We start from the raw sequence: 21,932 nt of genomic DNA, 5'->3' as shown, positions 1-21,932 counted from the left end.
CCTCTTTCAGTCGTCGAGTGCGCGCAATCGCGCGCGCAGTTCATCCAGCCGCAGGTCGTTGCCGGCACCCGGCGAGATGCGCGCGGCGAGGCTGCCTTCGGGCGTGCGCCCTTGCCCGGCGGAAGCCGCGGTTTCCGCCGCCGCGCGATACGCGTCGCGGAACGGCACACCGGCGGCTGCCCGCTCGATCGCCACGTCGGTGGCGTACATCGCCGGTTCGATCGCGGCACGCATGGCGCCTGCGTTCCATTCAAGCCGCGCCAGCAGGTCGGGCACCAGCTCCAGCGCCATCAGGCCGTGGCGCACGCCGTGGAAGATCGAGCCCTTGGAGAACTGCAGGTCGCGCTGGTAGCCGGACGGCAGCGACAGCAACTGCTCGATCTCGGTGCGCGCGGCGGCCACGCTGGCGTAGCTGGCGCGCAGCAGTTCGATCACGTCGGGGTTGCGCTTGTTCGGCATGATCGAGCTGCCGGTGGTGTACTCGGCCGGCAGCTGGACGAAGTTGAATTCGGCGGTGGTGAACAGCGACAGGTCCCAGGCCAGCCGGCGCAGGTCGAGCAGCGCGCCGCCGATCGCCTCCAGCACGGCCATCTCGAACTTGCCGCGCGAGAGCTGCGCGTAGATCGGGCTGAGCTGCATGCGCGCGAAGCCGAGCGCGGCGGTGGTGTGCGCACGGTCGAGTTTCAGGTTCACGCCGTAGCCGGCGGCGGTGCCGAGCGGATTGGCGTCGATCAGCGCCAGCGTCTGCCGCGCCCGCAGCGCGTTGTCGATGAAGCCCTCGGCGAAGCCGGCGAACCACATCGCGGTGGACGACACCACCGCACGTTGCAAATGGGTGTAACCGGGCAACGGCAGCGCCGGTTGCGCGGCGCGGTCGAGGCAGACCTCGGCGATGGCACGGCAATGCGATTCCAGCGCAGCCAGCTTGTCCTTCAGCCACAGCCGCGTGGCCACCAGAATCTGGTCGTTGCGGCTGCGCCCGGTGTGCACGCGGCGGCCGGCGTCGCCGAGGCGCTCGGTGAGGCGCGCCTCGATGGCGGAGTGGCCGTCCTCGTAGCGATCGTCCAGCACGAAGGCGCCGCGCCTGAAGTCGTTGGCCAGCGTGTCCAGCTCGCGCTTCAGCGCGGCGGCCTCGTCGGCACTGACCACGCCGATGTTGGCCAGGCCTTCCACATGCGCCTTGCTGGCGGCGATGTCGTGCAGGAAGAACTCGCGATCGAGGATCACGTCGTCGCCGGCGAGGAACTGCATGATCTTCGCGTCGATCTGGATGCCGGTTTTTTGCCAGAGAGGTTGGGTCATGACGGTGTCCTGGTTCCTTCGTGTAGCTGCCCGCTGGCGGGCGACAACAACAGCATCGCCCGCGAGCGGGCTCCTACAACGGCACGGGAATGGTGGTGTACTCGTCCACGCCGAGCGCACGGTTGATGTTCTGCATGGCCTGCGTCGCCGCGCCTTTCAACAGGTTGTCCAGGGTCGCCACCACCACCACCCGCTTGCCGTCGGCCGACACGGCGAAGCCGCCGACCTCGGCATGGTGGCGGTGCGCAATGCGACTGACCCAGGGCGCTTCGTCGGTCACGCTGACCAGTTTCTCGCTGTCGTAGGCCGCGTGGAAACGCTGCAGCACGTCCTCGCGCTTCAAGGGGCGGGCAAGGTACAGGTTGGTGGTAACGGTGAGGCCGCGGAAGTGCGGTGCCACGTGCGGCATGAACTCTACCGGGATGCCGAGCCGGAAGCTGGCCTCCTTCTCGTGCACGTGGCCGGTGAGCGCGTACGGCATCAGGTTGTCGCGCAGCTTCTCGGGATCGTTCTTGTCCGACGGCGTGGTGCCGGCGCCGGAGTAGCCGGAGACGCCGAAGCACACCGGCGGCGCGGCGAGCAGATCCTTCAGCGGCGCGATGGACAGTTCCATCGCGGTGGCGTAGCAGCCGGGGTTGCTGATGTGCCGCTCGCCGCGCCAGTCGCCACGGGTGAGTTCCGGCAGGCCGTAATACCAGGCCGGGTCGAAGCGGTAGTCGGCGGAAAGGTCGACGATCAGCGTATCCGGCGCCGCCTGCTCGATGGCCTCCACATAGGGCGCCGCCTTGCCGTTGGGCAAGGCGAGGATCACCACGTCGGCGCGCTTGGCCGCCACGGCGGCCGGATCGAGGCTCTCGTAGCGCAGCTCGCCGGCGTAGGCGTCGCTGTGCTCGCTCACGCGCTGGCCGTCCAGCTCGCGCGAGGAGACGAAGGCCAGCGCCAGCGCCGGATGCGCCGCGATCAGGCGGATCAGCTCCGCGCCGGTGTGGCCGCGCGCGCCGACGATGCCGATGGTCGAGATATGCGCGTTCATGCGATGCGGAGTAGCGCATCGCATGCGCATGTCGAGGGTGAGGCATGGATGCCGAAAGGAGAGCGCACCATGGATGGTTTCCCGCAGATAGTTGTCATTGAATTCATCCAATAAGCGTCGGCTGGCGCTGCGCGCAGTGCGCCACGCAGCGGGCGATGGTGTCGAAATTGCCGTCCAGGCCGTACCAGAACACCTTCCACCTCGGCTGCTTGAGGCAGCCGTCGGATTCGGCGTAGTAGAAGATGTTGACCGGGTTGCGGTGACGCGAACGCCAGAACAGCCGCGGATTTTCCTCGCGCATCACCTGCCATACCGCACGGCCCAGGCCTTCGCCCTGCGCGTCGTCGAGCACGGCGAACTTGTCCAGATAAGGAAGGCCCTCCTCCATGGTGAGGATCATCGCGGCGCGGTAGTTCTCGCTCACGTAGATTTGGTAGGGTCGGGTGCGCTCGAAGTAGTCCGGCACCAGCGTGCGCCCGAAGCTGGATTCGATCAGCGTGCGCATGCGTGCCTGGTCGATGCCGTCCCACGAGTCGAAGCGCAGGACTTTCTCGCCACGTCGGACGAGGGTGCCCGAGCCCTTGTGGGTGAACAGTTCCTTGGCCAGTTCGGACGGCCGCGTGATCGATACCGACGAGGTCAGCGGCAGGCCGGCCAGCAGGTCGGCGATCTGCTCGATCTTCAGGCGCATGCCGCCGTTGATCCACGGCTGCGCCATCAGCTGCTCGTACTCGGTGCTGAGGTTGATCGAGTCGATCACCTTGCCGCGGCCGTCAAGCAGGCCGCCGGTACCGGTGAGGAACACGATCTTGTACGGCTGCAGCACACGCACCAGTTCGTTGGCGGCGACGTCGGCGTTGACGTTGAGGATCTGCCCCTCGTCGGTCTCGCCCAGGCTGGCGATAACCGGGATCGAATTCGCGCGCAGGCTGGCCTCGATCGGCGCCAGGTTGATGCTCTCGACCTTGCCGACCAGGCCTAGCGTGTCGCGGTCCAGGTAGCTGGCCATGAACACGCCCGACGGCACCGCGGTGGCACGGGTGTCCATCGACTGCAGCGCTTCCACCAGCTTGAGGTTCTGCTGCATGAACACGCGGCGCACGATGCCCAGCGCCTTCGGCGAGGTCACGCGCAGGCCGCCCACGGTCTGCTTCTCGATGCCGGCAGCGGCCAGTTCCTCGTCCAGTTGCGGACCGGCGCCGTGCAACACGATCGGAGTCAGCCCCACCTGCTGCAGGAAGGTCAGCGACGAGGCCAGGTCGGCCAGCTCGTCGCGCAGCACCGCGCCGCCGACCTTGACCACGGCGAAGCGCTTGGCGTCCAGCGCGGAGAAGCGCTTGAGGTATTGCTGGATCTCCTTCGCGCTGCCCATGCTCGAAAGCAGGCGCACGATGGTCTTGCGGGTGGAGTGCTTAGCCGAGTCCATGATGGATGATCCGGTGAATCGTCGTTGCGTAGTCTTCGAGTTGTTCCAGCGCGACCCACTCGTCGGCGCTGTGCGCCTGGGCGATGTCGCCGGGGCCGTAGACGAAGGCGGTGTAGCCGGCGGCGGAGAACAGCGCCGCCTCGGTCCAGAAGTCCACCGCATTGCCGACCGGGATGCCCAGCTCGTCGGCAAGGTCGCGCGCGACCAGCCGGTTGGCCTCGGCGTTCGCCGTGTCGCCGGCGGGCAACGAGGCGCCACGGAAGGTCTCGACGAACTCCACCGGCGGCGGTTCCACCAAGGTGCGGAAACGCGTCAGCAACTGGTCCGGGTTCATCGTGGGCAATGGACGCATGCCGAAGCGCAGCTCGGCACTCGGCGCGATCATGTTCGCCTTGATGCCGCCCTCGATGCGGCCGATGTTGAAGCGCAGCCCGGTCAGCCCGCCGAAGCGCTCGTGCGACTGCGCCGCCACGAAGTCCAGCGCCGCGTTGCCCCAGCGCACGACCTGGTGCAGCGCGCTGTCGCCCGGCTTCTGCTCGCCCGAGGCGTGCCCGGCGTGGCCGGCGAAGCGCATCAGCACCGACTGGATGCCGCGATGCGCCAGCACCGCCTCGCCCTTGGTGGGCTCGGCCACGATCACTGCTTCGTAGACGTGCGGTTCGCGCAGGAAGCCGGCGATGCAGCGCGCGTCGTTCGCTTCCTCGTCGGTGGTGAACAGCAGCGCCATGTCGCCGCTGCTGGCGTTCGCCACCGCCAGCAGCGCAGCCGCCGCGCCCTTGATGTCGCAGACACCGAGGCCGATCGCGCGATCCGTGGTGAGGCGAAGTACATGCGGATCGGCCGACCACGCCGGCGAATCGGGCACGGTATCCAGGTGCACGTTGAACAGGACCTTCGGCTCGCCGCGCACCGCGTGCATGGCCACCGCGCCGGCGCCGAAGTCGGTCACCGTCACTTCGAAGCCGGGAAGCTGCGTGCGCAGGTAGTCGAAGATGCCGCCGGTGTCGATCGCCCGCGGCGGATTGCGCGTGTCGAAGCCGACCAGCGCCGCCAGGTGTTTCAACGTGGCATCGAGCAGCGCGCTCATCCGCGGTTGACCTCCGCCCACAGCGTGCTGCTCATGCCGAACAGCTTGATGAAGCCCTCGGCCTCTTCCACGCCCCAGTCAGCCGACTGCGCGTAGGTGGCGCCCTTGGCGTTGAGGATGTGCTTGGACTCCACCGCCACCGCGCCGACGCTGCCGCCGTTCGTCTCCAGCGTCACCGTGCCGTTGACGGTGGACTGGCTGGAGGCCAGGAACGCTTCCAGATCGGTCTTCAGCGGATCGTGGAAGAAGCCCTCGTAGACCAGCTCCACCCACTTGCGCGCGACCTCGGGCTTGAAGCGGTTCTGCTGCTTGCTGAGCACGGCCTCTTCCAGCGCTCGGTGCGCGGCGAGCAGCGCGGTCAGGCCCGGTGCCTCATAGATGATGCGGCCCTTGAGGCCGATCGTGGTGTCGCCGGTGTACAGGCCGCGGCCCACGCCGTAGGCCGCGAACAGGCCGTTGAGTTTCGCCAGCATCGCGTGGCCGGCGATCTTCTCGCCGTCCAGCGTCACCGCCTCGCCGCTGACGAAGCCGATCTTCACCCGCAGCGGTTTGGACGGCCATTCGGCGCGCGGCTTGCACCAGCCCACCGCGCCTTCGCCCGGCGCCTGCCACTGGTCGATCTCGCCGCCGGACATGGTCAGCCCAAGCAGGTTCTCGTTGATGGTGTAGGCCTGCTGTTTCGCGCGCACGCCGAAGCCGCGCTCCTCCAGGAATTTCTGCTCGTAGGCGCGCGTCTGCGTGTGCTCCTTCTGGATCTCGCGGATCGGCGCCACGATCTGGTAGTCACCCAGCGACTTCACCGCGAGGTCGAAGCGCACCTGGTCGTTGCCCATGCCGGTGCAGCCGTGCGCTACGGCGCGCGTGCCCAGCTCGGCGGCGCGCTTCAGCGCGGCCTCCACGATCAGGTAGCGGTCGGACACCAGCAGCGGGTACTGGTCCTGGTAGCCCTCGCCTGCCCACACGAACGGCTTGACGAAGCCCGCCCAGATCGCCGGGCCGCCGTCCACCGTGAGGTGGCTGGCCACGCCCAGTTCCTGCGCGCGGTGCTCGATGAAGGCGCGCTCCTCGGCATCGACGCCGCCGGTGTCGGCAAACACGGTATGCACGGCCCAGCCGCGCTCCTGCAGGTAGGGCACGCAGAAACTGGTGTCGAGGCCGCCGGAGAAGGCGAGGACGATGTCTTTGTTCATGGCTTGCAGACCCTGGAAATGAAAACAGTCAGACGGATTCGACGACGATGCGCGGTTCGCAGCGCACCGGGAAATTCACCGAGTTGGCGATGAAGCAGGCGTGGTGCGCGGTTTCGTGCGCCGCCTCGGCCTTGCCCGGATCGCTGGCGGCGCTGATGGTCACCACGGGACGCAGCACCACCTCGACGAAGCGGCCGCCGTCGCCGTCGGTGGCCATGGTGCCCTCGGCCGCGTCGGTGTACGCCGTCACCACCACGCCGGCGACGGTGGCCATGTGCAGGTAGGACAGCATGTGGCAGGTCGACAACGCCGTGACCAGCATGTCCTCGGGATTGTGCCGGCTGGCGTCGCCGCGGAACACCGGATCGGAAGAACCGGCGATCGCCGGCTTGCCGTCGATGCGGACCACGTGGTCGCGGCTGTAGTTGCGGTAGCCGTCCGTGCCGCTGCCGAGGTTGCCGGTCCATTCCACCTCGACGCGATAGCGATGCGGATGATTCACGATGCTTGCTCCTGTTGTGCCATCAGTGCGGCCAGTTCCGCGTCGCCATCGCCGTCGCGCTGGCGCAGGCCGGCGATCACGCCGGCTCGATTGCGTGCGGGGTGGTTCTGGTTGAGTTTGAACTTGCCCTCGATGCGCTCGACCGCGACTTCGAGGCCGACGATGGCGCGCAGGGATTTCTCGATGTGGTCGTCCGGCGCATCGGTGATCTTCCATGGCTGCGGCTGGCCCGCTTCATGGTGATCGGTCAGTGTCTCCAGCAGCCGGCGCAGCCATGCCGCGTCGTCGATCACCCGCAGCCGGCCATGCACGTGCACTACCGCGTAATTCCACGTCGGCACTTCGCGCCCGGTCTCGTGCTTGCTCGGATACCAGTTCGGACTGATGTAGCCGTCCGGACCCTGGAACACCAGCAGCACCTCGGCGCCGTCCTGCTGCGCCAGCTCGTTGCCGCGCGCGACATGGCCATGCAGCACGCCGTCGACCAGCTCGAACGGCAGGTGATTGGCCGTCAGCCCGCCGGTCGCATGGGTCACCACGGTGGCGAACGGATACGTCCGGATGAGCTCGTGCAGGGCCTCGGTCCGCGTTTCCTCGAAATGCTTCGGCATATACATGTCGACTCAGCCCTGCCCGATCAGCGACGCCATCACCGCCTTCTGCACGTGCAGGCGGTTCTCGGCCTCGTCGATGGCGAAGCAATACGGCGCGTCCATCACCGCGTCGGTGGCCTTGACGTTGCGGCGCAGCGGCAGGCAGTGGCTGAACAGGCCATGGTTGGTCAGCGCCATCTTGGCCTCGTCCACGATGAAGTGCCTGTGCGCCTCGCGGATCGGCTTCTCCTGCTCCCACCGGCCGAAGTACGGCAGCGCGCCCCAGCTCTTGGCGTAGACCACGTCGGCGCCGGAGTACGCCTCCTCGATGTCGTGACTGACCTTGAGCGAACCGCCGTTCTGCTCTGCATTCAGACGGCCAAACGCCATGTAGCGCTCGTCCAGCACGTACTCGGGGGTGGGACACAGCAAGGTCACATCCATGCCCATCCTGGTGGCGATCAGCAGCGCAGAGTTCGCCACCGCGGTGTTCAGCGGCTTGGGATGGTAGGTCCAGGTGAGCACGTACTTCTTCTTCGTGAGGTCGCCCAGGCGCTCCTTCATGGCCAGCGCATGGGCCAGCTCCTGGCAGGGATGGGTGATCGTCTCCATGTTGATCACCGGCACCGTGGCGTACTTGGCGAACGCCTTGATCACCTTGTCCTGGCGGTCCACCGACCAGTCCTGGAACTTGGGGAAGGCGCGCACGCAGATCAGGTCCACATAGCGGCTGAGCACGCGCGCCACCTCGGCCACGTGCTCCTCGGTGTCGCCGTCCATCACCGTGCCAACCTCGAACTCGATCGGCCACGCGTCCTTGCCCGGCGCCAGCACCACCGCGTGGCCGCCCAGCTGGAACGCGCCCAGTTCGAAGCTGGTGCGGGTGCGCATCGAGGGATTGAAGAACAGCAGCGCCACCGACTTGCCGGCCAGCTGGTTGCCGGTGCGCGAACGCTTGAAAGCGGCCGCATCGTCGAGCAGCGCGTCGATCTCGGCGCGGCTCCAGTCCTGGGTGGTGAGGAAGTGACGGATGGTCATGGGTGAATCGCCTTGGCGGTGAATGGTCCTTGTCGAAAGTCCGGCCGCGGATGGCCGGTTCTGCTTTTCGCGGTGAAACCAAAAACAAAAAACCCGGCACGCTGGCCGGGTCTTGTCGTCGATACGGATGAAACGCGTGCGACAGCCTACCCGGCCGAATGTCGGTCCAGCGGTCGGCGCGCACGCGACGTCATGCCAGCGGCCATGCGGGCGCTGGTCAGCACGTTGGCGGTATAGACGGCTGTGGACATGAAGGTTCCGGATGAGCGAGCGGCCATGATGGCGGCAATTTCGTTGCCATGCAACAAAAATATTCGCATGGCGGAAACGACAACGCCGCCAGCGGGTGGCGGCGTTGTCGGAGACGGGAAATCCGCTCAGTCGGCCGGGTCGACCCGCACGCGCACCCGCAGACGTTCGCCCGGGTCGTAGCTCAGGCGCGAGGTGTAGACCTCGCCGCGGTAGCGATATTCCACGTCGTAGCCGATGATCCGGCGCTGCTCGCTGATCGAGCTGACCTGGCGGCACTCGGTCTGGGTGGATTCGTACTCGCCACCGCGGCTGGCGCGGTTGCCGATGGCACCACCGGCGACGGCGCCGGCAACGGTGGCGGCCTTGCGCCCGTCGCCCTTGCCCACGGTGTTGCCCAGCACGCCGCCGATCACGGCGCCCAGCACAGTGCCGGCCGTGCTGTTGCCGCCCTCGCGGCGAACCACCGGCTGCTCGTAGCACTCCTGCCGCGGCACTTCGGTGCGGGTGACGCCCTGCACCGGGTCGGCGCGCAGCACGTCGGCCCAACCATAATGAGTGTTGTCATCGGCGTTGGCGTAACGCCCGTCCTGGGCATGCACGCCGGTGGCCATCACGGCGAGTACCAGTGCGGAAAGCCACGGCTTGATCATGGCAACCTCCCAATGTCGAATCGGCGGGCGCGCTTGCGCGCGTACTGGCAGCATTCCAGCAAATTGACACTGAATACACGCTTAGAGCCTGCCCCGACAAACCCTTGCGCGACCGGGCCGCTCACACCTTGTTAAGATGCCGCGCCGGCCGCGCTCCGATCCTGCGCCGCCCCACGCCGCGGATGCCACCGATGCCGATATCGCTCTACAACAGCCTGACCCGCCGCACCGAGCCGTTCGCCCCGCTCGATCCCGAGCGCGTGACCATGTACCTGTGCGGTCCCACCGTCTACAACTACGTACACATCGGCAATGCGCGCGGACCGGTGGTATTCGACGTGCTGGTGCGGCTGCTGCGGCGGCATTACCCGCGGGTGGTCTATGCGCGCAACATCACCGACGTCGACGACAAGATCAACGCGGCCGCGCAGCAGCAGGGCGTGCCGATCGGCACGATCACCGAGCGCTTCGCCCGGGCCTACCGCGAGGACATGGCCGAACTCGGCGTGGCGCCGCCGGACATCGAGCCGCACGCCACCACCCACATCGACGAGATCGTCGCGATGATCGAGGTGCTGATCGCCGACGGCCACGCCTACGCGGCCGAGGGGCACGTGCTGTTCGACGTCGGCACCTATCCGGCCTACGGCCAGCTGTCCGGGCGCGACACCGAGGAGCTGATCGCGGGCGCGCGGGTGGAAGTAGCCCCGTACAAGAAGAACCCCGCCGACTTCGTGCTGTGGAAACCGTCCACGCCGGAGTTGCCCGGCTGGGACAGCCCGTGGGGCCGTGGCCGCCCCGGCTGGCACATCGAGTGCTCGGCAATGAGCGCGGCGCACCTGGGCGAAACCATCGACATCCATGCCGGCGGCGTCGACCTGCTGTTTCCGCACCACGAGAACGAGGTGGCGCAGTCCACCTGCGCCCACGGCGGCAAGACCTTCGCGCGCTGGTGGATGCACAACGGCATGCTCACCTTCGACGGCCGCAAGATGTCCAAGTCGCTGGGCAACGTGCTGCTGCTGCACGAGTTGCTGAAGCTGCACCCGTCCGAAGCGCTGCGCCTGCGCCTGCTGAGCGGCCATTACCGGCAGCCGCTGGACTGGTCCGAGGCGGCCATCGCCCAGGCCGGCAGCACGCTGGACGGCTGGTATCGCGTGCTGCGCGACCTGGCCGCGGTCGAACTGCCGGCCGGCGAACTGCCAGTGCCGGAACGCGTCGAGTCGGCGCTGTGCGACGACCTCAACACGCCGCAGGCGCTGGCCGAACTGTCCGTGCTGGCCGATGCCGCGCGCCAGGCCGGCACCCCGGAAGCGAAGGCCGCACTGCTCGGCGGCGGCGCCCTGCTCGGCCTGCTGCAGCAGGAGCCCGAAGCGTGGTTCCGGCGCGGTGGGAGCGCGGTCGATGCGGCATACGTCGAGGATCTGCTGCAACAGCGCCAGGCCGCCCGCACCGCCCGCGATTTCGCGCGCGCCGATGCGATCCGCGCCGAGCTGGCGGCCATGAACATCGCCATCGAGGACAGCGCCCAGGGCACGCGCTGGAGCGTACTGAAGAACTGAGCGCCGCGCAGATGCGGCGCGCCCGCGCGATAATGTGCCCCATGAACGCCACCGCCACCACCAGCGCCGAGCAGGCGCAGCAGGAAATCGCCGAGGAATTCGCCTTCCTCGGCGACTGGACCGAACGCTACCAGTACCTGATCGACCTCGGCCGACAGCTGCCGCCATTCCCCGAAGAGCACAAGATCGAGGCGTACCGCGTGCACGGCTGCCAGTCGATGGTCTGGCTGGTGCCCAGCGGCGATGCGTCGCGCATGCATTTCGAGGCCACCAGTGACTCGGCGATCGTGTCCGGCCTGATCGCACTGGTGCTGCGCGTCTACTCCGATCGCCCGGCGATGGAGATCGTCGCCACCGAACCCGGTTTCATCGGCGCGATCGGCCTGGCCAAGCATCTCTCTCCCACGCGCTCGAACGGCCTGGCGGCGATGCTGGCGAAGCTGAAGGGTTATGCGGCGCAGGCGCTGGCCTGAGCGTTCCCGCACCGATACGCCTGAAGACAAAGCCCCGCACGAAGCGGGGCTTTGCTCGAACAGCCCGGCATGGATGCCGGGCCAGATCTTTGCGCTCACGGAGGAGCGCAGGAATCAATCCCCCATCTGCTTCTGCAAGTGCTCGCGGCGTTCCTGCGCATCCAGCGACAGCGTGGCGATCGGACGCGCATCGAGACGGTCGATGCCGATCTCCTCGTCGGTCTCTTCGCAGAAACCGTAGCTGCCTTCCTCGATCCGGCGCAACGCCTTGTCGATCTTCGAGATCAGCTTGCGGTAGCGGTCGCGGGTGCGCAGTTCCAGCGAGTTCTCGGTCTCGCGGGTGGCGCGCTCGGCTTCGTCGCCGACGTCACGCACCTCTTCGCGCAGGTTGTCCATGGTCTGGCGCGACTCTTCCACCAGCTGGTCGCGCCAGTCGCGCAGCTTGTTGCGGAAGTAGGCCAGGTGCATCGGGTTCATGTACTCCTCGCCGGGCGAGGGGTGGTAACCCTTGGGCAACGTGACGTTGCTGGTCGACGGCAGCGCATAGCGCCCATCTTCGCGGGTGATGCCGTTGTCGAGTTTCTTTGCAGCGGATTTATTCATTGAGGACGACGAATTTCTCGGACTTTTGTGGGAAGAGGCATGGCCCGCGGTCGAAGTCGCACGCGGCATCACCATGGCGGTTGCACTCGCCACCTTGCCCTTGAACAGGGTGCTGGCGGGTGCCGGGGATACGCTTTTTGCCACTGCCGCTACCGGCGTGGCGACGGGTTTTGACGCAGTTCTTGCCGCGGGCTTCGCCACCGGCTTTGCGGCAGGCTTCGCCACAGGTTTGGCCGCCGGCCTCGCGGCATGCTTCGCCGCAGGCTTGGCCTGCAGCGCTTTCCCGGCAGTCACCCTGGACAGCGGTTTCGCCGCCGTTTTCGCGGCGGTGCCGCTCTTTGGTTTGGTGCTCCTGGCGACAACCTTCTTCGCGGCAGCCTTCTTCGGGGCCGCCTTCTTCGCCACGACTTTCCTGGCTGCCGTCTTCTTCACGGCGACTTTCTTCACGGCCCCCTTTTTCGCGGCAGACTTCTTCGCGGGTGATCTGGCAACGGCTTTTCCGGCCGCCGGCTTCTTCGCTGCCTGCTTGACGGCAACTTTCTTCAGCGCAGCCTTCGCAGGCGCCTTGCCGGCGCTCTTCACGACCCGCCCCTTGCTTGCGGCCGTCTTCGACTTGGCAGCCTTGGTCCCGGCTGACGTCTTGCCTTTCTGCGCCCTGGCAGCGGTCGAACTATGCGTCGTTTTCGCCATATCCCTTCACCGTTTTTGGCCGTGGCGGCCGGGTGTTATAGCCCATGTGTCCTACACCGGCAAGCTCGCTTCTGGAATACTTGTAACACTACCCGCAGCTGGCTGCTCCGGCACCGTGAACGTTCCGACTCGATTGATACTGTGGATGCTGCGTTTGTACAAGCGCTGGCTCAGTCCCCTGCTCGGTCCACGCTGTCGCTTCCACCCCAGTTGCTCCGATTATGCACGGATTGCGGTCACACGCTTCGGCCCGTGGCGCGGCAGCCTGCTGGCCGGTTGGCGGCTGCTGCGCTGCCAGCCGATGTGCACCGGCGGCCATGACCCGGTACCCGAGCACTTCCATTTTTCCCGCTGCCGCCCGCGGGAAGATTCCTCTTCCGGATTGCACTGATCGCCAGGGAGTGCCGGGCCGGTCGACGCACGGCGATGGCGTGGCGATCGCCGGCTTTCGGCCGGCGGCAGGCGGACGGTGTCCGCCTGCGATGCGGCCGTCACGGCGTGGAGCCGTAACCCCCTTCCACACCCTTGCTGGCATAGGCCACCGCATCGTGCGGATGCAGGCTTTCCTGGTGCTCGACGCGGATGTGGAAGTCACTGAGCGCGGCGTCGGCGTCGAGTGCCTTCTGGATACGCCGGGCGGCGTCCTCGCAGAACATCAGGTTGCCGCCGTTGGCCAGCGCGAAGGCCTGTTCGTCCTCGCGCTTCACCGCCGTCTGCACCGGCGTGCCGAGCGCGTGCTCGACCCGGTCGATCAGGCCGATCAGATGAAAGCCTGCGCCGGGCGCCAGGCGGATGCGCAGGCGCGCCACGCTGCGCTGGGCGTGCGCCGTGGCGACGATGCCCTTCTCGCTGCCGAGCCAGGCCAGCACCGCGGCATGGTCGAGCGGCTTGCCGGGGTCGAAGTCGCTGGCGAACTGGTCCTGGATCAGCTGGCGCGACAGCGCGGCCGAGGCCGGGCAGGTCGAGGAATAAACCACTTCGGTGCCGAACTCGAGCAGGAACTCGTCGCCGATGAGGCTGGCCTCGATGCATACCGGATACGCGCGCCAGCCGCTGTTGGCGCTCTTCAGCGCGGGACGGCGCACCAGGTGTTCGAAGCGGATGCTGAGGCAGGCGCGGTCGGACAAGTCCTTGTGCGAATCGAGGAAGCCGCGCAGCAGTGCATGCAGCGTCTGCGCATGCAGCGCCTGCGTGCTCAGCGCCTGCTCGACCTGCAGATACAGCCGCGACATGTGGATGCCGCGCTTGTCCGGCCGACTCAGGTTGACGAAGGCGCCGACCCGGGCACTGGAACGCTGCGCCTGACCGTCGCCGGCATCGAACAGCACCGGCACCTGGATCTCGGCCATGCCGACCCAGTCCAGCGCGCCGGCGAGGTGCGGTTGCGCGTGCACGGCGACGTCGGGCAGCAGGCGGGCGGTATTTTCCTGGTTCGGCATGAGGGAGTCCTGGCATCGGCGGACAGGCCGCCGTGAAGCAGATCATTTTGGGGCAGGCAGGCTTGCACGCAATAGTGGCGCGACGGAAACGCTGCGTCCGCTGCCGTTTTACGCCACGTACCGGCGCCACGCACGCGCGGCCTGCCACGCCTGCCACAGGGTGGGCAACCCGGCGCGCGACTGGCCGGCCTGCAATACCGCCAGCGCATCGCCTGCCCGCGCCGCATGCCGCGCCAGCCTGCCGGCGTGGCGCGATTCCAGCGCGCGGAACACGCTGAGCGGCCCGGCCAGCATGGCCGACTCCGCCCAGCTGGCCAGCAAGTCGTCCAACTGCGCCTTGATCGCCTGCTGCCGCGCCGCGCCGTGACTGCGCAATTGCGCGCGGCCCAGGCCATGTCGCGCCAGTTGCGCCATCGGCAACGGCAGGCGGTCGCGCTCGACATCCTGCTCCAGCCGCAGCAGCGCGTGCAGCAGGTGATTCAGCACGGCCAGCCGCGACGCCCGCACCGGTGACGCCTCGGCACCGTACCACCAGGCGGTTTCCAGCGTGGCCAGCGCGCCATGCAGCGGCATCGCCGCCTCGACCTGCGCGGGGAAATCGGCCGCGGTGCCCTGCTCCAGCTGGGCCATCGCGGCCAGCACCGGCGCCAGCCACAGTTCGCCGGCGATGGCGTGTGCACGCTCGTCGTCGAACAGCACCTGGGTCAGCGGATGGCGGCCGCCACTGGCAGCCGCACCAGCCAGTTCCTCGGCCCACCAGTTGAGCTTGGCAGTGGCCACCTGCGGCTCGCGGATGCCGTAGGCGGCGCCGAGCAATTCCTGCTCCAGCGCGGCCAGCGCCACATGACCGGGGTAACGCCGGCCGTCGACGAAAGCCAGCGCGATGCGCTGCTGCGGTTGCACCGCCAGCCACTTGTCGATGAAACCCTGCAGTACCGCGTTCTGTTCGACCAGCTCGATCATGCCGTGATCGCCTGCAGTTGCAGCAGTTCGGCCAGCTCGGCCGGATGGTCCAGCACCTTGTCGGCACCCCACGCATGCGGGTCGCCGCCGTCGAGGTAGCCCCAGCTCACCGCCACCGTGTACAGGCCGGCGGCCGCACCAGCCTGGATGTCGCGGCGGTCGTCGCCGACGAACAGGCTCCGCGCGGGCGTCACCCCGGCGCGTTCGCAAGCCAGCAGCACCGGCGCCGGATCAGGCTTCTTCACCGCCAGCGTGTCGCCCGAGACCACGGCGCTGGCGCGCCCGCCCCAGCCTATGCGGGCGACCAGTTCATCGGTGAGGAAGCCCGCCTTGTTGGTGACGATGCCCCAGCGCAGGCCGTGCGCCTCGATCCGCGCCAACAGCTCGTCGACGCCGTCGAACGTACGTGTCTGCTGCGCCATCACATCCTGGTACAACTGCAGGTAACGCGGCACCAGCGCCTCCAGCGCCGGCTCGCCACGCGCGGCGAATGCGCAGCGCAACACCGCGCGCGCACCGCGCGACACCACCTCGCGCACCGGCGCGTACGGCGGCGGCGGCACGCCCTCCTCCGTGCACTGCGTCAGCAGCGCTGCGTACAAGTCAGGGGCGCTGTCGAGCAAGGTACCGTCCAGGTCGAACAGCACGCCCTGGGTGTCTGCGGGCAAGGACTTCTTCATGCCGGCTGGCCACCACGGGAAGTTCCCGTGGCACGTGCGCTGAGCAGGTAATTGACCGCCGTGCTCCTGCTCAACCAGGCCTTGCGGTCGAGCGGGTTGTAGCCCAGTCCGGAGACGTCTTCCAGCTCCAGCCCGGCACGGCGCAGCAGGCGCCCCAGCTCGGACGGCCTGAGGAACTGCGCGTAATGGTGGGTGCCGCGCGGCAGCAGGCGCATCACGTACTCGGCGCCCACGATCGCGGCGCCGAAGGCGGCCGGGGTGCGGTTGAGGGTGGACATGAACAGTCGTCCGCCCGGCTTGAGCATGGCGGCCAGGTCGCCGACCAGCGCCGCCGGATCGGGCACGTGCTCGATCAGCTCCATGCAGCACACCGCATCGAAGCTTGCCGGCTCGGCCGTCGCCAGCCCGGCCGAGGACTGCACGCGGTAGTCGACGTCGAGGCCGGACTCATGCAGGTGCAGCTTCGCGACCTCGATCACCTTCTCGCCCAGGTCGATGCCGGTGACCTTCGCGCCGGCGCGCGCCAGCGCCTCGCTGAGCAGGCCGCCGCCGCAGCCGACGTCGGCCACCTTCGCCCCGCGCAGGTCGACGCGGGCGGCGACGTAGGCGGCGCGCACCGGGTTGAGGTCGTGCAGCGGGCGCGACTCGCCGTCGGGATCCCACCAGCGTGCCGCCAGCTGGTCGAAGCGGGCGATCTCGTCGGGGTTGACGTTGGCGGCGGTCATGTTCGAATCCACGGTGAGCACATGAGTTTAGTGAAAAGCGCCGGCGAACGCGGAGCCCTTTGCTTGATGAGTGCAGCCAGGGATGGCCCCCTTGCGGTCCTTGCACTCACGCACGAGCGCAACCATTCAAGCCTGCCACTCATGCACCGTGATGTCCCAGCCGCCGCTGATGTGGGCCGGATCCTCGTGCACGAGCGTGGTCGCCTCGGCCAGATCGGCGGCGCGCAGCACGTAGGCGCCACCGGACTTGTCGCTGAAGCCGCCGGACAGCTCCACCCGGCCCGCCTCGCGCAAACCCTGCAGGAACGCCAGGTGCAACGGCACCACCGCGGGATCGAGATGCGGCCGGCGGATCAGCACGACCAGGTAACGATTCATCGACGGACTCCCGTTCAAGCCGAAGCGATGCGTTCGCGCCAGGCGCGCGTGCGCTCCAGGATCGCCGCAGTATCCATGCCGACCAGCTCGCGCCCGGCCAGCTTGCGCCTGCCGGCGATCCACACGTCGCTGACCTGGTGGCGGCCGGTGGCGTAGACCAGCTGCGAGATCACGTGGAACAGCGGCTGGGTTTCCAGTTCGCCCAGCCGCACGGCGGCGAAGTCGGCCTGCTTGCCGACTTCGATCGAGCCGATCTTCGCCTCCAGTCCGATCGCCTTCGCGCCATTGAGCGTGGCCGCGCGCAGCGCGAATGCCGCGTCGAACGCGGCCGCGTCGCCAGCCACGGCTTTCGCCAGCAGCGCGGCGGTGCGCATCTCGCCAAACATGTCCAGGTCATTGTTGGAGGCGCAGCCGTCGGTGCCGAGCGCCACGTTGACGCCCGCGACGCGCAGCTTTTCCGCCGGGCAGAAGCCGGAGGCGAGCTTGAGGTTGGACTCCGGGCAGTGCACCACCGACACGCCGGCAGCGGCGCAGGCGGCGATCTCGCCGTCAGTCAGCTGGGTCATGTGCACGGCGATCAGGCGGTCGTTGACCAGGCCCAGCTTCTGCAGGCGCTGGAACGGGCGCAGGCCGCTCTTGGCTTTCTCTTCCTCGACCTCGTGCGCGGTCTCGTGCGTGTGCAGGTGCACCGGGATGTCGAGCTGGTCGGACAGCAGGCGGATGCGCTCGAAGCTCTCGTCGGACACCGTGTACGGCGCATGCGGCACAAACGCCGTGGTGACCAGCAGGTCACCACGGAAACTGTCGTGCACTGCACCGGCACGTTCGAAGTATTCGTCCTGGCTCTTCGCCCACGCCGTGGGGAACTCGATCACCGGCAGGCCGACCACCGCGCGGAAGCCCAGCTTGCGGTAGGTGGCACCGATCACGTCGGGAAAGAAGTAGTTCTCGTTGGCGCAGGTGGTGCCGCCGCGCAGCATCTCGGCCACCGCCAGCTCGACGCCGTCGCGCACGAACTCGGCGCCCATCACCTTGGCCTCGGCCGGCCAGATGTGCTGCTGCAGCCACACCATCAGCGGCAGGTCGTCGGCGAGACCGCGCAGCAGGGTCATCGGGTTGTGCGTGTGGCTGTTGACCAGGCCGGGGATCAGCGCATGCTCGCCCAGTTCGACGCGCTCGCGCGGCACGTAGGCGGCTCGCGCGTCGGCGATCGGCAGCAGCGCCACGATGCGACCGTCCTGCACCGCCACCGCGTGGTTTTCCAGCACCACCGCGTGCGGCTCGACCGGCACCACCCAACGGGCTTCGATCACCAGGTCGACAGGCTGTGGGGCGGCGTGGCTCATCGCTCACTCACTCTGCAAGGAATGGATACGAGATGGGGCGGCCCGCCTCCCGGCGCCCGCCCCATGTTTCGACGATCCCGGCCGGGCCGGAATCGTACGGACTCACTTGACGCGGCTGACGTACTCGCCGGTGCGGGTGTCGACCTTGATCACCTCGTCGGTGCCCACGAACAGCGGCACGCGCACCACCGCGCCGGTCTCCAGCGTGGCCGGCTTGCCGCCGCCGCCGGAGGTGTCGCCGCGCACGCCGGGGTCGGTCTCGGTGATCTTCAGCTCGACGAAGTTCGGCGGCTGCACCGCGATGATCTCGCCGTTGAACAGCGTGACCACGCACTCTTCCTCACCCTTCAGCCATTTCGCCGCATCGCCGACGCCTACCTTGCTGGCCTGGTGCTGCTCGAACGACTCCTGGTGCATGAAGTGCCAGAACTCGCCGTCGGAGTACAGGTACTGCATGTCGGTGTCGGTGACGTCCGCCACCTCGAACGAATCGCTGGACTTCATCGTCTGCTCGGTGGTGCGCCCGGTCTTCAGGTTGCGGATGAAGATGCGGGTGAACGCCTGGCCCTTGCCGGGCTTGATGAAGTCGGCTTCGGTGATGATCCACGGATCGTTGTTGTGAAGGATCTTCATACCCTTCTTGACGTCGTTGAGACCGGCGATGGCCATGCAATGCGCTCCGAGAAATGAATTTCAATGTTCAAGGGCCCGAAACGGGCCCCCATGCCGCTGCCGGCGGCTAAAATAACTGGTTTGACGGGCCGGCCGGCCCAGACAAGGCCACACATGATAACCGCAAGCCCTGCTGCACGCATTACGCCGGACGCGCCGGCCGCCGACTGGCGCCAGCTGTGGCGCGAGGCGGTCACCGATGCCGGCGAACTGCTGGAACTGGTCGGGCTGCAGCACCTGGCCGCAGAGCTGCCGCCGGCGGATGCCGGTTTCCAGCTGCGGGTGCCGCGCGGCTTCGTGGCCCGCATGCGCCACGGCGACCCGCGCGACCCGCTGCTGCTGCAGGTGTTGCCGCAACTGGTCGAGCTGGACGAGATGCCCGGCTTCGTCACCGACGCGGTCGGCGACATGGCGGCGCGCGAGGCGCGTGGCGTGCTGCACAAGTACCACGGGCGCGCGCTGCTGATCGCCAGCGGCAGCTGCGCGATCAACTGCCGCTATTGCTTCCGCCGGCACTTCCCGTACGGCGAGGAGATGGCTGCCGCCGGCCAGTGGAAGCAGGCGCTGGAGCATCTGCGCCGCGACCCCTCGATCAGCGAGCTGATCCTGTCCGGCGGCGACCCGCTGGCGCTGGCCACCAGCAAACTGGAGGAATTGGGTCGCGGCCTGGCCGACTTGCCGCAGGTCATCCGCCTGCGCATCCACAGCCGCCTGCCGGTGGTGCTGCCGGAGCGTATCGACGACGCCTTCATCGGCTGGCTGGCCGCCCTGCCGCTGCAGAAGGTGGTGGTGCTGCACGCCAACCACGCCAACGAACTGGACGCCGGCGTGGACGCCGCCTGCACCCGCCTGCGCGCAGCCGGCGCTACCGTGCTGAACCAGTCCGTGCTGCTGCGCGGGGTCAATGACGACGCCGGCGCGCTGGCCGAGCTGTCCGAGCGGCTGTTCGCCGCCGGCGTGCTGCCGTACTACCTGCACCAGCTCGACCGCGTGCAGGGCACCGCGCATTTCGAGGTCGACGACGGCCGGGCCCTGGCGCTGGTGGAAGCGCTGCGTGCCCGCCTGCCGGGCTACCTGGTGCCCCGGCTGGTACGCGAGGTGGGCGGCGACGCCTCCAAACGGCCGCTGTGAACCGGGCAACAGTCGCCACGGCGCGATTTTCCCGCTGGCGGCTGCCGACGGAATCCGTTACAAACAGTGATCGCGGCTGAATGCACGGACCGTCCCGTACCGCCAGCAATGATCAACGGACAGCATCACGCCCCATGAAAAAAGATTTCGTCATCAAGATCCTCTTCGTCGAAAGTTCGCTGGAAGAGGCCGAGCAGATCATCAGCCTGCTGCGCAATACCGGCATTGCCGTGCGGCCGGCCCGCGCCACCAACGTGGAGCAGATGCAGGCGGCGGTGAACGAACTGGAGCCGGACGTGATCATGTTCGACCCGGCGATCACCAGCATCAGCCTGGAAGAGGCGGTCAAGGTGCTCGACGCCTATGGCCGCGACTGCTCGCTGCTGGGCCTGGTCAACGCCATCGACAACCAGATCGTGGCGGACCTGTTCGTGCACGGCGCCCGCGGCGTCGCCTCGCGCAGCCAGCCGAAACAGCTGATCGCGGTGCTGCAGCGCGAGTTCGAGTCGCTGCAGACACGTCGCCAGGTGCGCCGCCTGGAAACTGCGTTGCGCGAATCGGAGCGCCGTTGCGACGCGCTGCTCGACTCCTCCACCGACGCGATCGCCTACGTGCACGAGGGCATGCACGTGCGGGCCAACCATGCCTACCTGGAAACCTTCGGCTACGACAGCTTCGACGACCTGCTCGGGCTGCCGGTGCTGGACATGATCGATGCGACCCACGCCGACGAATTCAAGGCTCTGCTGCGCGGCCACGCGCGGCAGGAGAAGCTGCCGTCCCAGCTCACCCTGCACGCGCGTCGCGCCGACGGCAGCCAGTTCGACGCCACGGTGGAGTTCGCGCCGGCCACGTTCGAGGGCGAGCCCTGCCTGCAGATCGTGTTCCGACGGCAGCTGGTCGACCAGGCTGTGCTGGAGCAGCTGCAGCGTGACCCGGTCACCGGCCTGTTCCATCGCGCCCGCATGCTGGAATCCATCGACGACGCGGTGACTGCCGCGGCAAAGGGCAAGAAGGGCCAGTCGCTGCTGCTGATCGAGCCGGACAACTGGACCTCGCTGGTGGGTGGTATCGGCCTGGGCAAGGCGGACGAACTGCTGGCCGGCTTCGCCGACCGCATCCGCATGCTGCTCGGCGCCGACGATATCGCCGGCATGCTGGCCGAGCACACGCTGGGCGTGGTGCTCGACTCGCGCCCGGACGAGGCGATCAAGGAATGGATCGCCAAGCTGCAGCACAGCATCAGCAGCGAAATCTTCGACGCCGGCTCGCGCTCGATCACGGTCACCGCCAGCATCGGCGGCAGCCTGCTGGGCGAGAAGAACGCGAACACCGAGCTGCTGCTCAACCAGGCCAACCAGGCCCTGCGCACCGCACAAAGCCTCGGCGGCAGCCAGATGGAATTGCACGACCCGGCCGCGCGCGAAAAGGCCGACGAGGAGCGCGAGCGCTACTGGCTGGAACTGCTGCGCAAGGCGTTGACCGGGGAAGGCCTGGTGCTCTACCACCAGCAGACCATCAGCCTGCAGGACGCCGAGGGCGACTATTCGGAGATCCTGCTGCGCATGAACGGCCCGCAGGGCGAGGTATTGCCCGGCTTCTTCATGCCGATCGCCGAAAAGCACGGCCTCACCGGCGCGATCGACCGCTGGGTGCTCGACCAGGCCATCAAGGCACTGCAGGAACGCGAGGGTCAGGGCCAGCAGACCACGTTCTTCGTCAAGCTCACCGCCGCCTCGCTGCAGGACGACACGCTGCTGCCGTGGCTGGGCGATCGGCTCAAGCAGGCCGGATTGAAGCGCGGGCAGCTGGTGCTCGAGATGACCGAAAGCAAGGTGATGACCCTGCTGCGCCCGGCGCAGGAGTTCGTCAACGGCTGGAAGAAGCTGGGTGGCCGCTTCGCGCTGGAGCAGTTCGGCTCGGGCCTCAATTCGTTCCAGCTGCTAAACCACATCGACGCGGACTACCTGAAGATCGACCGCAGCTACATGGCCGACCTGCCGCAGCACCCGGAGAACCAGAAGAAGGTGAGCGAACTCTGCCAGCAGGCACGCGAACTGAAGCGCCTGACCATCGCTGAGTGGGTCGAGGACGCCACCAGCACCTCGCTGCTGTTCTCCTGCGGCGTGGATTTCGTGCAGGGCAACTTCCTGCAGCAGCCACAGCGGCTGGAATAGCGCCCTCCGGCGAAGCGCGG

General features: G+C 67.8%; 22 protein-coding genes. 5 read left to right on the top strand and 17 right to left on the bottom strand.

The genetic code is table 11. The annotated features are described in order from the left end of the window. Positions 1-6: 6 nt before the first annotated feature. The 9 genes from argH to R5H19_RS05090 all read right to left on the bottom strand — a co-directional run bounded on the left by argH (position 7) and on the right by R5H19_RS05090 (position 9,073). On the bottom strand, positions 7-1,302 hold the full coding sequence (argH, locus tag R5H19_RS05130; RefSeq protein ID WP_318157873.1) for an argininosuccinate lyase: 1,296 nt from the start codon (positions 1,300-1,302) through the stop codon (positions 7-9). 73 nt (positions 1,303-1,375) lie between these two features. Then, positions 1,376-2,335 (bottom strand): N-acetyl-gamma-glutamyl-phosphate reductase, encoded by a 960-nt coding sequence (argC, locus tag R5H19_RS05125; RefSeq protein WP_318157872.1) that lies wholly within the window; start codon positions 2,333-2,335, stop codon positions 1,376-1,378. A 103-nt stretch (positions 2,336-2,438) separates the two neighbouring features. Next, on the bottom strand, positions 2,439-3,761 hold the full coding sequence (locus R5H19_RS05120) for an acetylglutamate kinase (protein WP_318157871.1): 1,323 nt from the start codon (positions 3,759-3,761) through the stop codon (positions 2,439-2,441). After that, complete coding sequence (locus R5H19_RS05115) at positions 3,748-4,848, bottom strand: acetylornithine deacetylase (protein ID WP_318157870.1); 1,101 nt, start codon at positions 4,846-4,848, stop codon at positions 3,748-3,750. Before R5H19_RS05115 ends, R5H19_RS05120 begins: the two co-directional genes overlap by 14 nt. After that, entirely contained in the window at positions 4,845-6,038 is a 1,194-nt protein-coding gene (locus tag R5H19_RS05110) for an argininosuccinate synthase (protein ID WP_318157869.1), read from the bottom strand. The genes R5H19_RS05115 and R5H19_RS05110 overlap by 4 nt, the downstream gene beginning before the upstream one ends. Positions 6,039-6,066: 28 nt before the next feature. Next, complete coding sequence (locus R5H19_RS05105; RefSeq protein WP_318157868.1) at positions 6,067-6,540, bottom strand: OsmC family protein; 474 nt, start codon at positions 6,538-6,540, stop codon at positions 6,067-6,069. Continuing rightward, the gene (locus R5H19_RS05100; RefSeq protein WP_318157867.1) at positions 6,537-7,157 is read right to left on the bottom strand and encodes an FMN-binding negative transcriptional regulator; all 621 of its coding nucleotides are present in this window, start codon (positions 7,155-7,157) and stop codon (positions 6,537-6,539) included. The genes R5H19_RS05105 and R5H19_RS05100 overlap by 4 nt, the downstream gene beginning before the upstream one ends. A 6-nt stretch (positions 7,158-7,163) precedes the next feature. Beyond that, on the bottom strand, positions 7,164-8,171 hold the full coding sequence (locus tag R5H19_RS05095) for an N-acetylornithine carbamoyltransferase (protein WP_318157866.1): 1,008 nt from the start codon (positions 8,169-8,171) through the stop codon (positions 7,164-7,166). A gap of 377 nt (positions 8,172-8,548) precedes the next feature. Then, positions 8,549-9,073 (bottom strand): glycine zipper 2TM domain-containing protein, encoded by a 525-nt coding sequence (locus R5H19_RS05090; RefSeq protein WP_318157865.1) that lies wholly within the window; start codon positions 9,071-9,073, stop codon positions 8,549-8,551. Positions 9,074-9,264: 191 nt separating this feature from the next. Here R5H19_RS05090 and cysS point away from each other — a divergent pair, with 191 nt between their 5' ends. Next, positions 9,265-10,635 carry a cysteine--tRNA ligase gene (cysS, locus tag R5H19_RS05085; protein WP_318157864.1) on the top strand — a complete coding sequence of 457 codons (1,371 nt, stop codon included), beginning with the start codon at positions 9,265-9,267 and terminating at the stop codon, positions 10,633-10,635. Between the two features lie 41 nt (positions 10,636-10,676). Next, a complete protein-coding gene (locus R5H19_RS05080; RefSeq protein ID WP_318157863.1) occupies positions 10,677-11,108 on the top strand; it encodes a SufE family protein in 432 nt (143 codons plus the stop codon). A gap of 114 nt (positions 11,109-11,222) precedes the next feature. Here R5H19_RS05080 and dksA read toward each other — a convergent pair whose 3' ends face one another. Next, the gene (dksA, locus tag R5H19_RS05075; protein WP_318157862.1) at positions 11,223-11,711 is read right to left on the bottom strand and encodes an RNA polymerase-binding protein DksA; all 489 of its coding nucleotides are present in this window, start codon (positions 11,709-11,711) and stop codon (positions 11,223-11,225) included. An 835-nt stretch (positions 11,712-12,546) separates the two neighbouring features. Between dksA and yidD the strand changes: the two genes are divergently transcribed. After that, entirely contained in the window at positions 12,547-12,792 is a 246-nt protein-coding gene (gene yidD, locus R5H19_RS05070; protein WP_318158158.1) for a membrane protein insertion efficiency factor YidD, read from the top strand. 100 nt (positions 12,793-12,892) lie between these two features. Here yidD and folE2 read toward each other — a convergent pair whose 3' ends face one another. The 7 genes from folE2 to efp all read right to left on the bottom strand — a co-directional run bounded on the left by folE2 (position 12,893) and on the right by efp (position 18,601). Next, positions 12,893-13,840, bottom strand: a complete 948-nt coding sequence (gene folE2, locus R5H19_RS05065; protein WP_318157861.1) for a GTP cyclohydrolase FolE2 — start codon at positions 13,838-13,840, stop codon at positions 12,893-12,895. A 108-nt stretch (positions 13,841-13,948) separates the two neighbouring features. Further along, positions 13,949-14,803, bottom strand: a complete 855-nt coding sequence (locus tag R5H19_RS05060) for a phytoene synthase (RefSeq protein WP_318157860.1) — start codon at positions 14,801-14,803, stop codon at positions 13,949-13,951. Next, positions 14,800-15,483 (bottom strand): phosphoglycolate phosphatase, encoded by a 684-nt coding sequence (gph, locus tag R5H19_RS05055; protein WP_318157859.1) that lies wholly within the window; start codon positions 15,481-15,483, stop codon positions 14,800-14,802. The genes R5H19_RS05060 and gph overlap by 4 nt, the downstream gene beginning before the upstream one ends. Then, entirely contained in the window at positions 15,480-16,208 is a 729-nt protein-coding gene (ubiG, locus tag R5H19_RS05050) for a bifunctional 2-polyprenyl-6-hydroxyphenol methylase/3-demethylubiquinol 3-O-methyltransferase UbiG (protein WP_318157858.1), read from the bottom strand. The genes gph and ubiG overlap by 4 nt, the downstream gene beginning before the upstream one ends. Before the next feature lie 126 nt (positions 16,209-16,334). Then, positions 16,335-16,586 (bottom strand): YciI family protein, encoded by a 252-nt coding sequence (locus R5H19_RS05045; RefSeq protein ID WP_318157857.1) that lies wholly within the window; start codon positions 16,584-16,586, stop codon positions 16,335-16,337. 14 nt (positions 16,587-16,600) lie between these two features. Beyond that, a complete protein-coding gene (locus R5H19_RS05040) occupies positions 16,601-17,932 on the bottom strand; it encodes a TRZ/ATZ family hydrolase (RefSeq protein WP_318157856.1) in 1,332 nt (443 codons plus the stop codon). A gap of 102 nt (positions 17,933-18,034) precedes the next feature. After that, positions 18,035-18,601 carry an elongation factor P gene (gene efp / locus R5H19_RS05035; RefSeq protein WP_318157855.1) on the bottom strand — a complete coding sequence of 189 codons (567 nt, stop codon included), beginning with the start codon at positions 18,599-18,601 and terminating at the stop codon, positions 18,035-18,037. A gap of 117 nt (positions 18,602-18,718) precedes the next feature. Here efp and epmB point away from each other — a divergent pair, with 117 nt between their 5' ends. Together epmB and R5H19_RS05025 are read left to right on the top strand one after the other, a co-directional pair. Next, the gene (gene epmB / locus R5H19_RS05030; protein WP_318157854.1) at positions 18,719-19,735 is read left to right on the top strand and encodes an EF-P beta-lysylation protein EpmB; all 1,017 of its coding nucleotides are present in this window, start codon (positions 18,719-18,721) and stop codon (positions 19,733-19,735) included. A 134-nt stretch (positions 19,736-19,869) separates the two neighbouring features. Continuing rightward, a complete protein-coding gene (locus R5H19_RS05025; RefSeq protein ID WP_318157853.1) occupies positions 19,870-21,912 on the top strand; it encodes an EAL domain-containing protein in 2,043 nt (680 codons plus the stop codon). Positions 21,913-21,932 lie beyond the last annotated feature (20 nt).

The sequence above is a fragment of the Rhodanobacter sp. KK11 genome, assembly GCF_033345435.1.
Taxonomy (GTDB): domain Bacteria; phylum Pseudomonadota; class Gammaproteobacteria; order Xanthomonadales; family Rhodanobacteraceae; genus Rhodanobacter.
Note: the sequence above shows the minus strand (reverse complement) of the source record. Positions and strands in the feature narration are given on the sequence as shown.

What these genes read in the sequence shown, in the direction of transcription:
- dksA (WP_318157862.1), bottom strand. Translation starts at nt 11,711, where the DNA reads ATGAATAAATCCGCTGCAAAGAAACTCGACAACGGCATCACCCGCGAA.
- gph (WP_318157859.1), bottom strand. Translation starts at nt 15,483, where the DNA reads ATGAAGAAGTCCTTGCCCGCAGACACCCAGGGCGTGCTGTTCGACCTG.
- R5H19_RS05115 (WP_318157870.1), bottom strand. Translation starts at nt 4,848, where the DNA reads ATGAGCGCGCTGCTCGATGCCACGTTGAAACACCTGGCGGCGCTGGTC.
- cysS (WP_318157864.1), top strand. Translation starts at nt 9,265, where the DNA reads ATGCCGATATCGCTCTACAACAGCCTGACCCGCCGCACCGAGCCGTTC.
- yidD (WP_318158158.1), top strand. Translation starts at nt 12,547, where the DNA reads ATGCTGCGTTTGTACAAGCGCTGGCTCAGTCCCCTGCTCGGTCCACGC.
- R5H19_RS05100 (WP_318157867.1), bottom strand. Translation starts at nt 7,157, where the DNA reads ATGTATATGCCGAAGCATTTCGAGGAAACGCGGACCGAGGCCCTGCAC.
- R5H19_RS05025 (WP_318157853.1), top strand. Translation starts at nt 19,870, where the DNA reads ATGAAAAAAGATTTCGTCATCAAGATCCTCTTCGTCGAAAGTTCGCTG.
- argC (WP_318157872.1), bottom strand. Translation starts at nt 2,335, where the DNA reads ATGAACGCGCATATCTCGACCATCGGCATCGTCGGCGCGCGCGGCCAC.
- R5H19_RS05040 (WP_318157856.1), bottom strand. Translation starts at nt 17,932, where the DNA reads ATGAGCCACGCCGCCCCACAGCCTGTCGACCTGGTGATCGAAGCCCGT.
- R5H19_RS05095 (WP_318157866.1), bottom strand. Translation starts at nt 8,171, where the DNA reads ATGACCATCCGTCACTTCCTCACCACCCAGGACTGGAGCCGCGCCGAG.
- efp (WP_318157855.1), bottom strand. Translation starts at nt 18,601, where the DNA reads ATGGCCATCGCCGGTCTCAACGACGTCAAGAAGGGTATGAAGATCCTT.
- folE2 (WP_318157861.1), bottom strand. Translation starts at nt 13,840, where the DNA reads ATGCCGAACCAGGAAAATACCGCCCGCCTGCTGCCCGACGTCGCCGTG.
- R5H19_RS05080 (WP_318157863.1), top strand. Translation starts at nt 10,677, where the DNA reads ATGAACGCCACCGCCACCACCAGCGCCGAGCAGGCGCAGCAGGAAATC.
- R5H19_RS05060 (WP_318157860.1), bottom strand. Translation starts at nt 14,803, where the DNA reads ATGATCGAGCTGGTCGAACAGAACGCGGTACTGCAGGGTTTCATCGAC.
- argH (WP_318157873.1), bottom strand. Translation starts at nt 1,302, where the DNA reads ATGACCCAACCTCTCTGGCAAAAAACCGGCATCCAGATCGACGCGAAG.
- R5H19_RS05110 (WP_318157869.1), bottom strand. Translation starts at nt 6,038, where the DNA reads ATGAACAAAGACATCGTCCTCGCCTTCTCCGGCGGCCTCGACACCAGT.
- epmB (WP_318157854.1), top strand. Translation starts at nt 18,719, where the DNA reads ATGATAACCGCAAGCCCTGCTGCACGCATTACGCCGGACGCGCCGGCC.
- R5H19_RS05090 (WP_318157865.1), bottom strand. Translation starts at nt 9,073, where the DNA reads ATGATCAAGCCGTGGCTTTCCGCACTGGTACTCGCCGTGATGGCCACC.
- R5H19_RS05045 (WP_318157857.1), bottom strand. Translation starts at nt 16,586, where the DNA reads ATGAATCGTTACCTGGTCGTGCTGATCCGCCGGCCGCATCTCGATCCC.
- ubiG (WP_318157858.1), bottom strand. Translation starts at nt 16,208, where the DNA reads ATGACCGCCGCCAACGTCAACCCCGACGAGATCGCCCGCTTCGACCAG.
- R5H19_RS05120 (WP_318157871.1), bottom strand. Translation starts at nt 3,761, where the DNA reads ATGGACTCGGCTAAGCACTCCACCCGCAAGACCATCGTGCGCCTGCTT.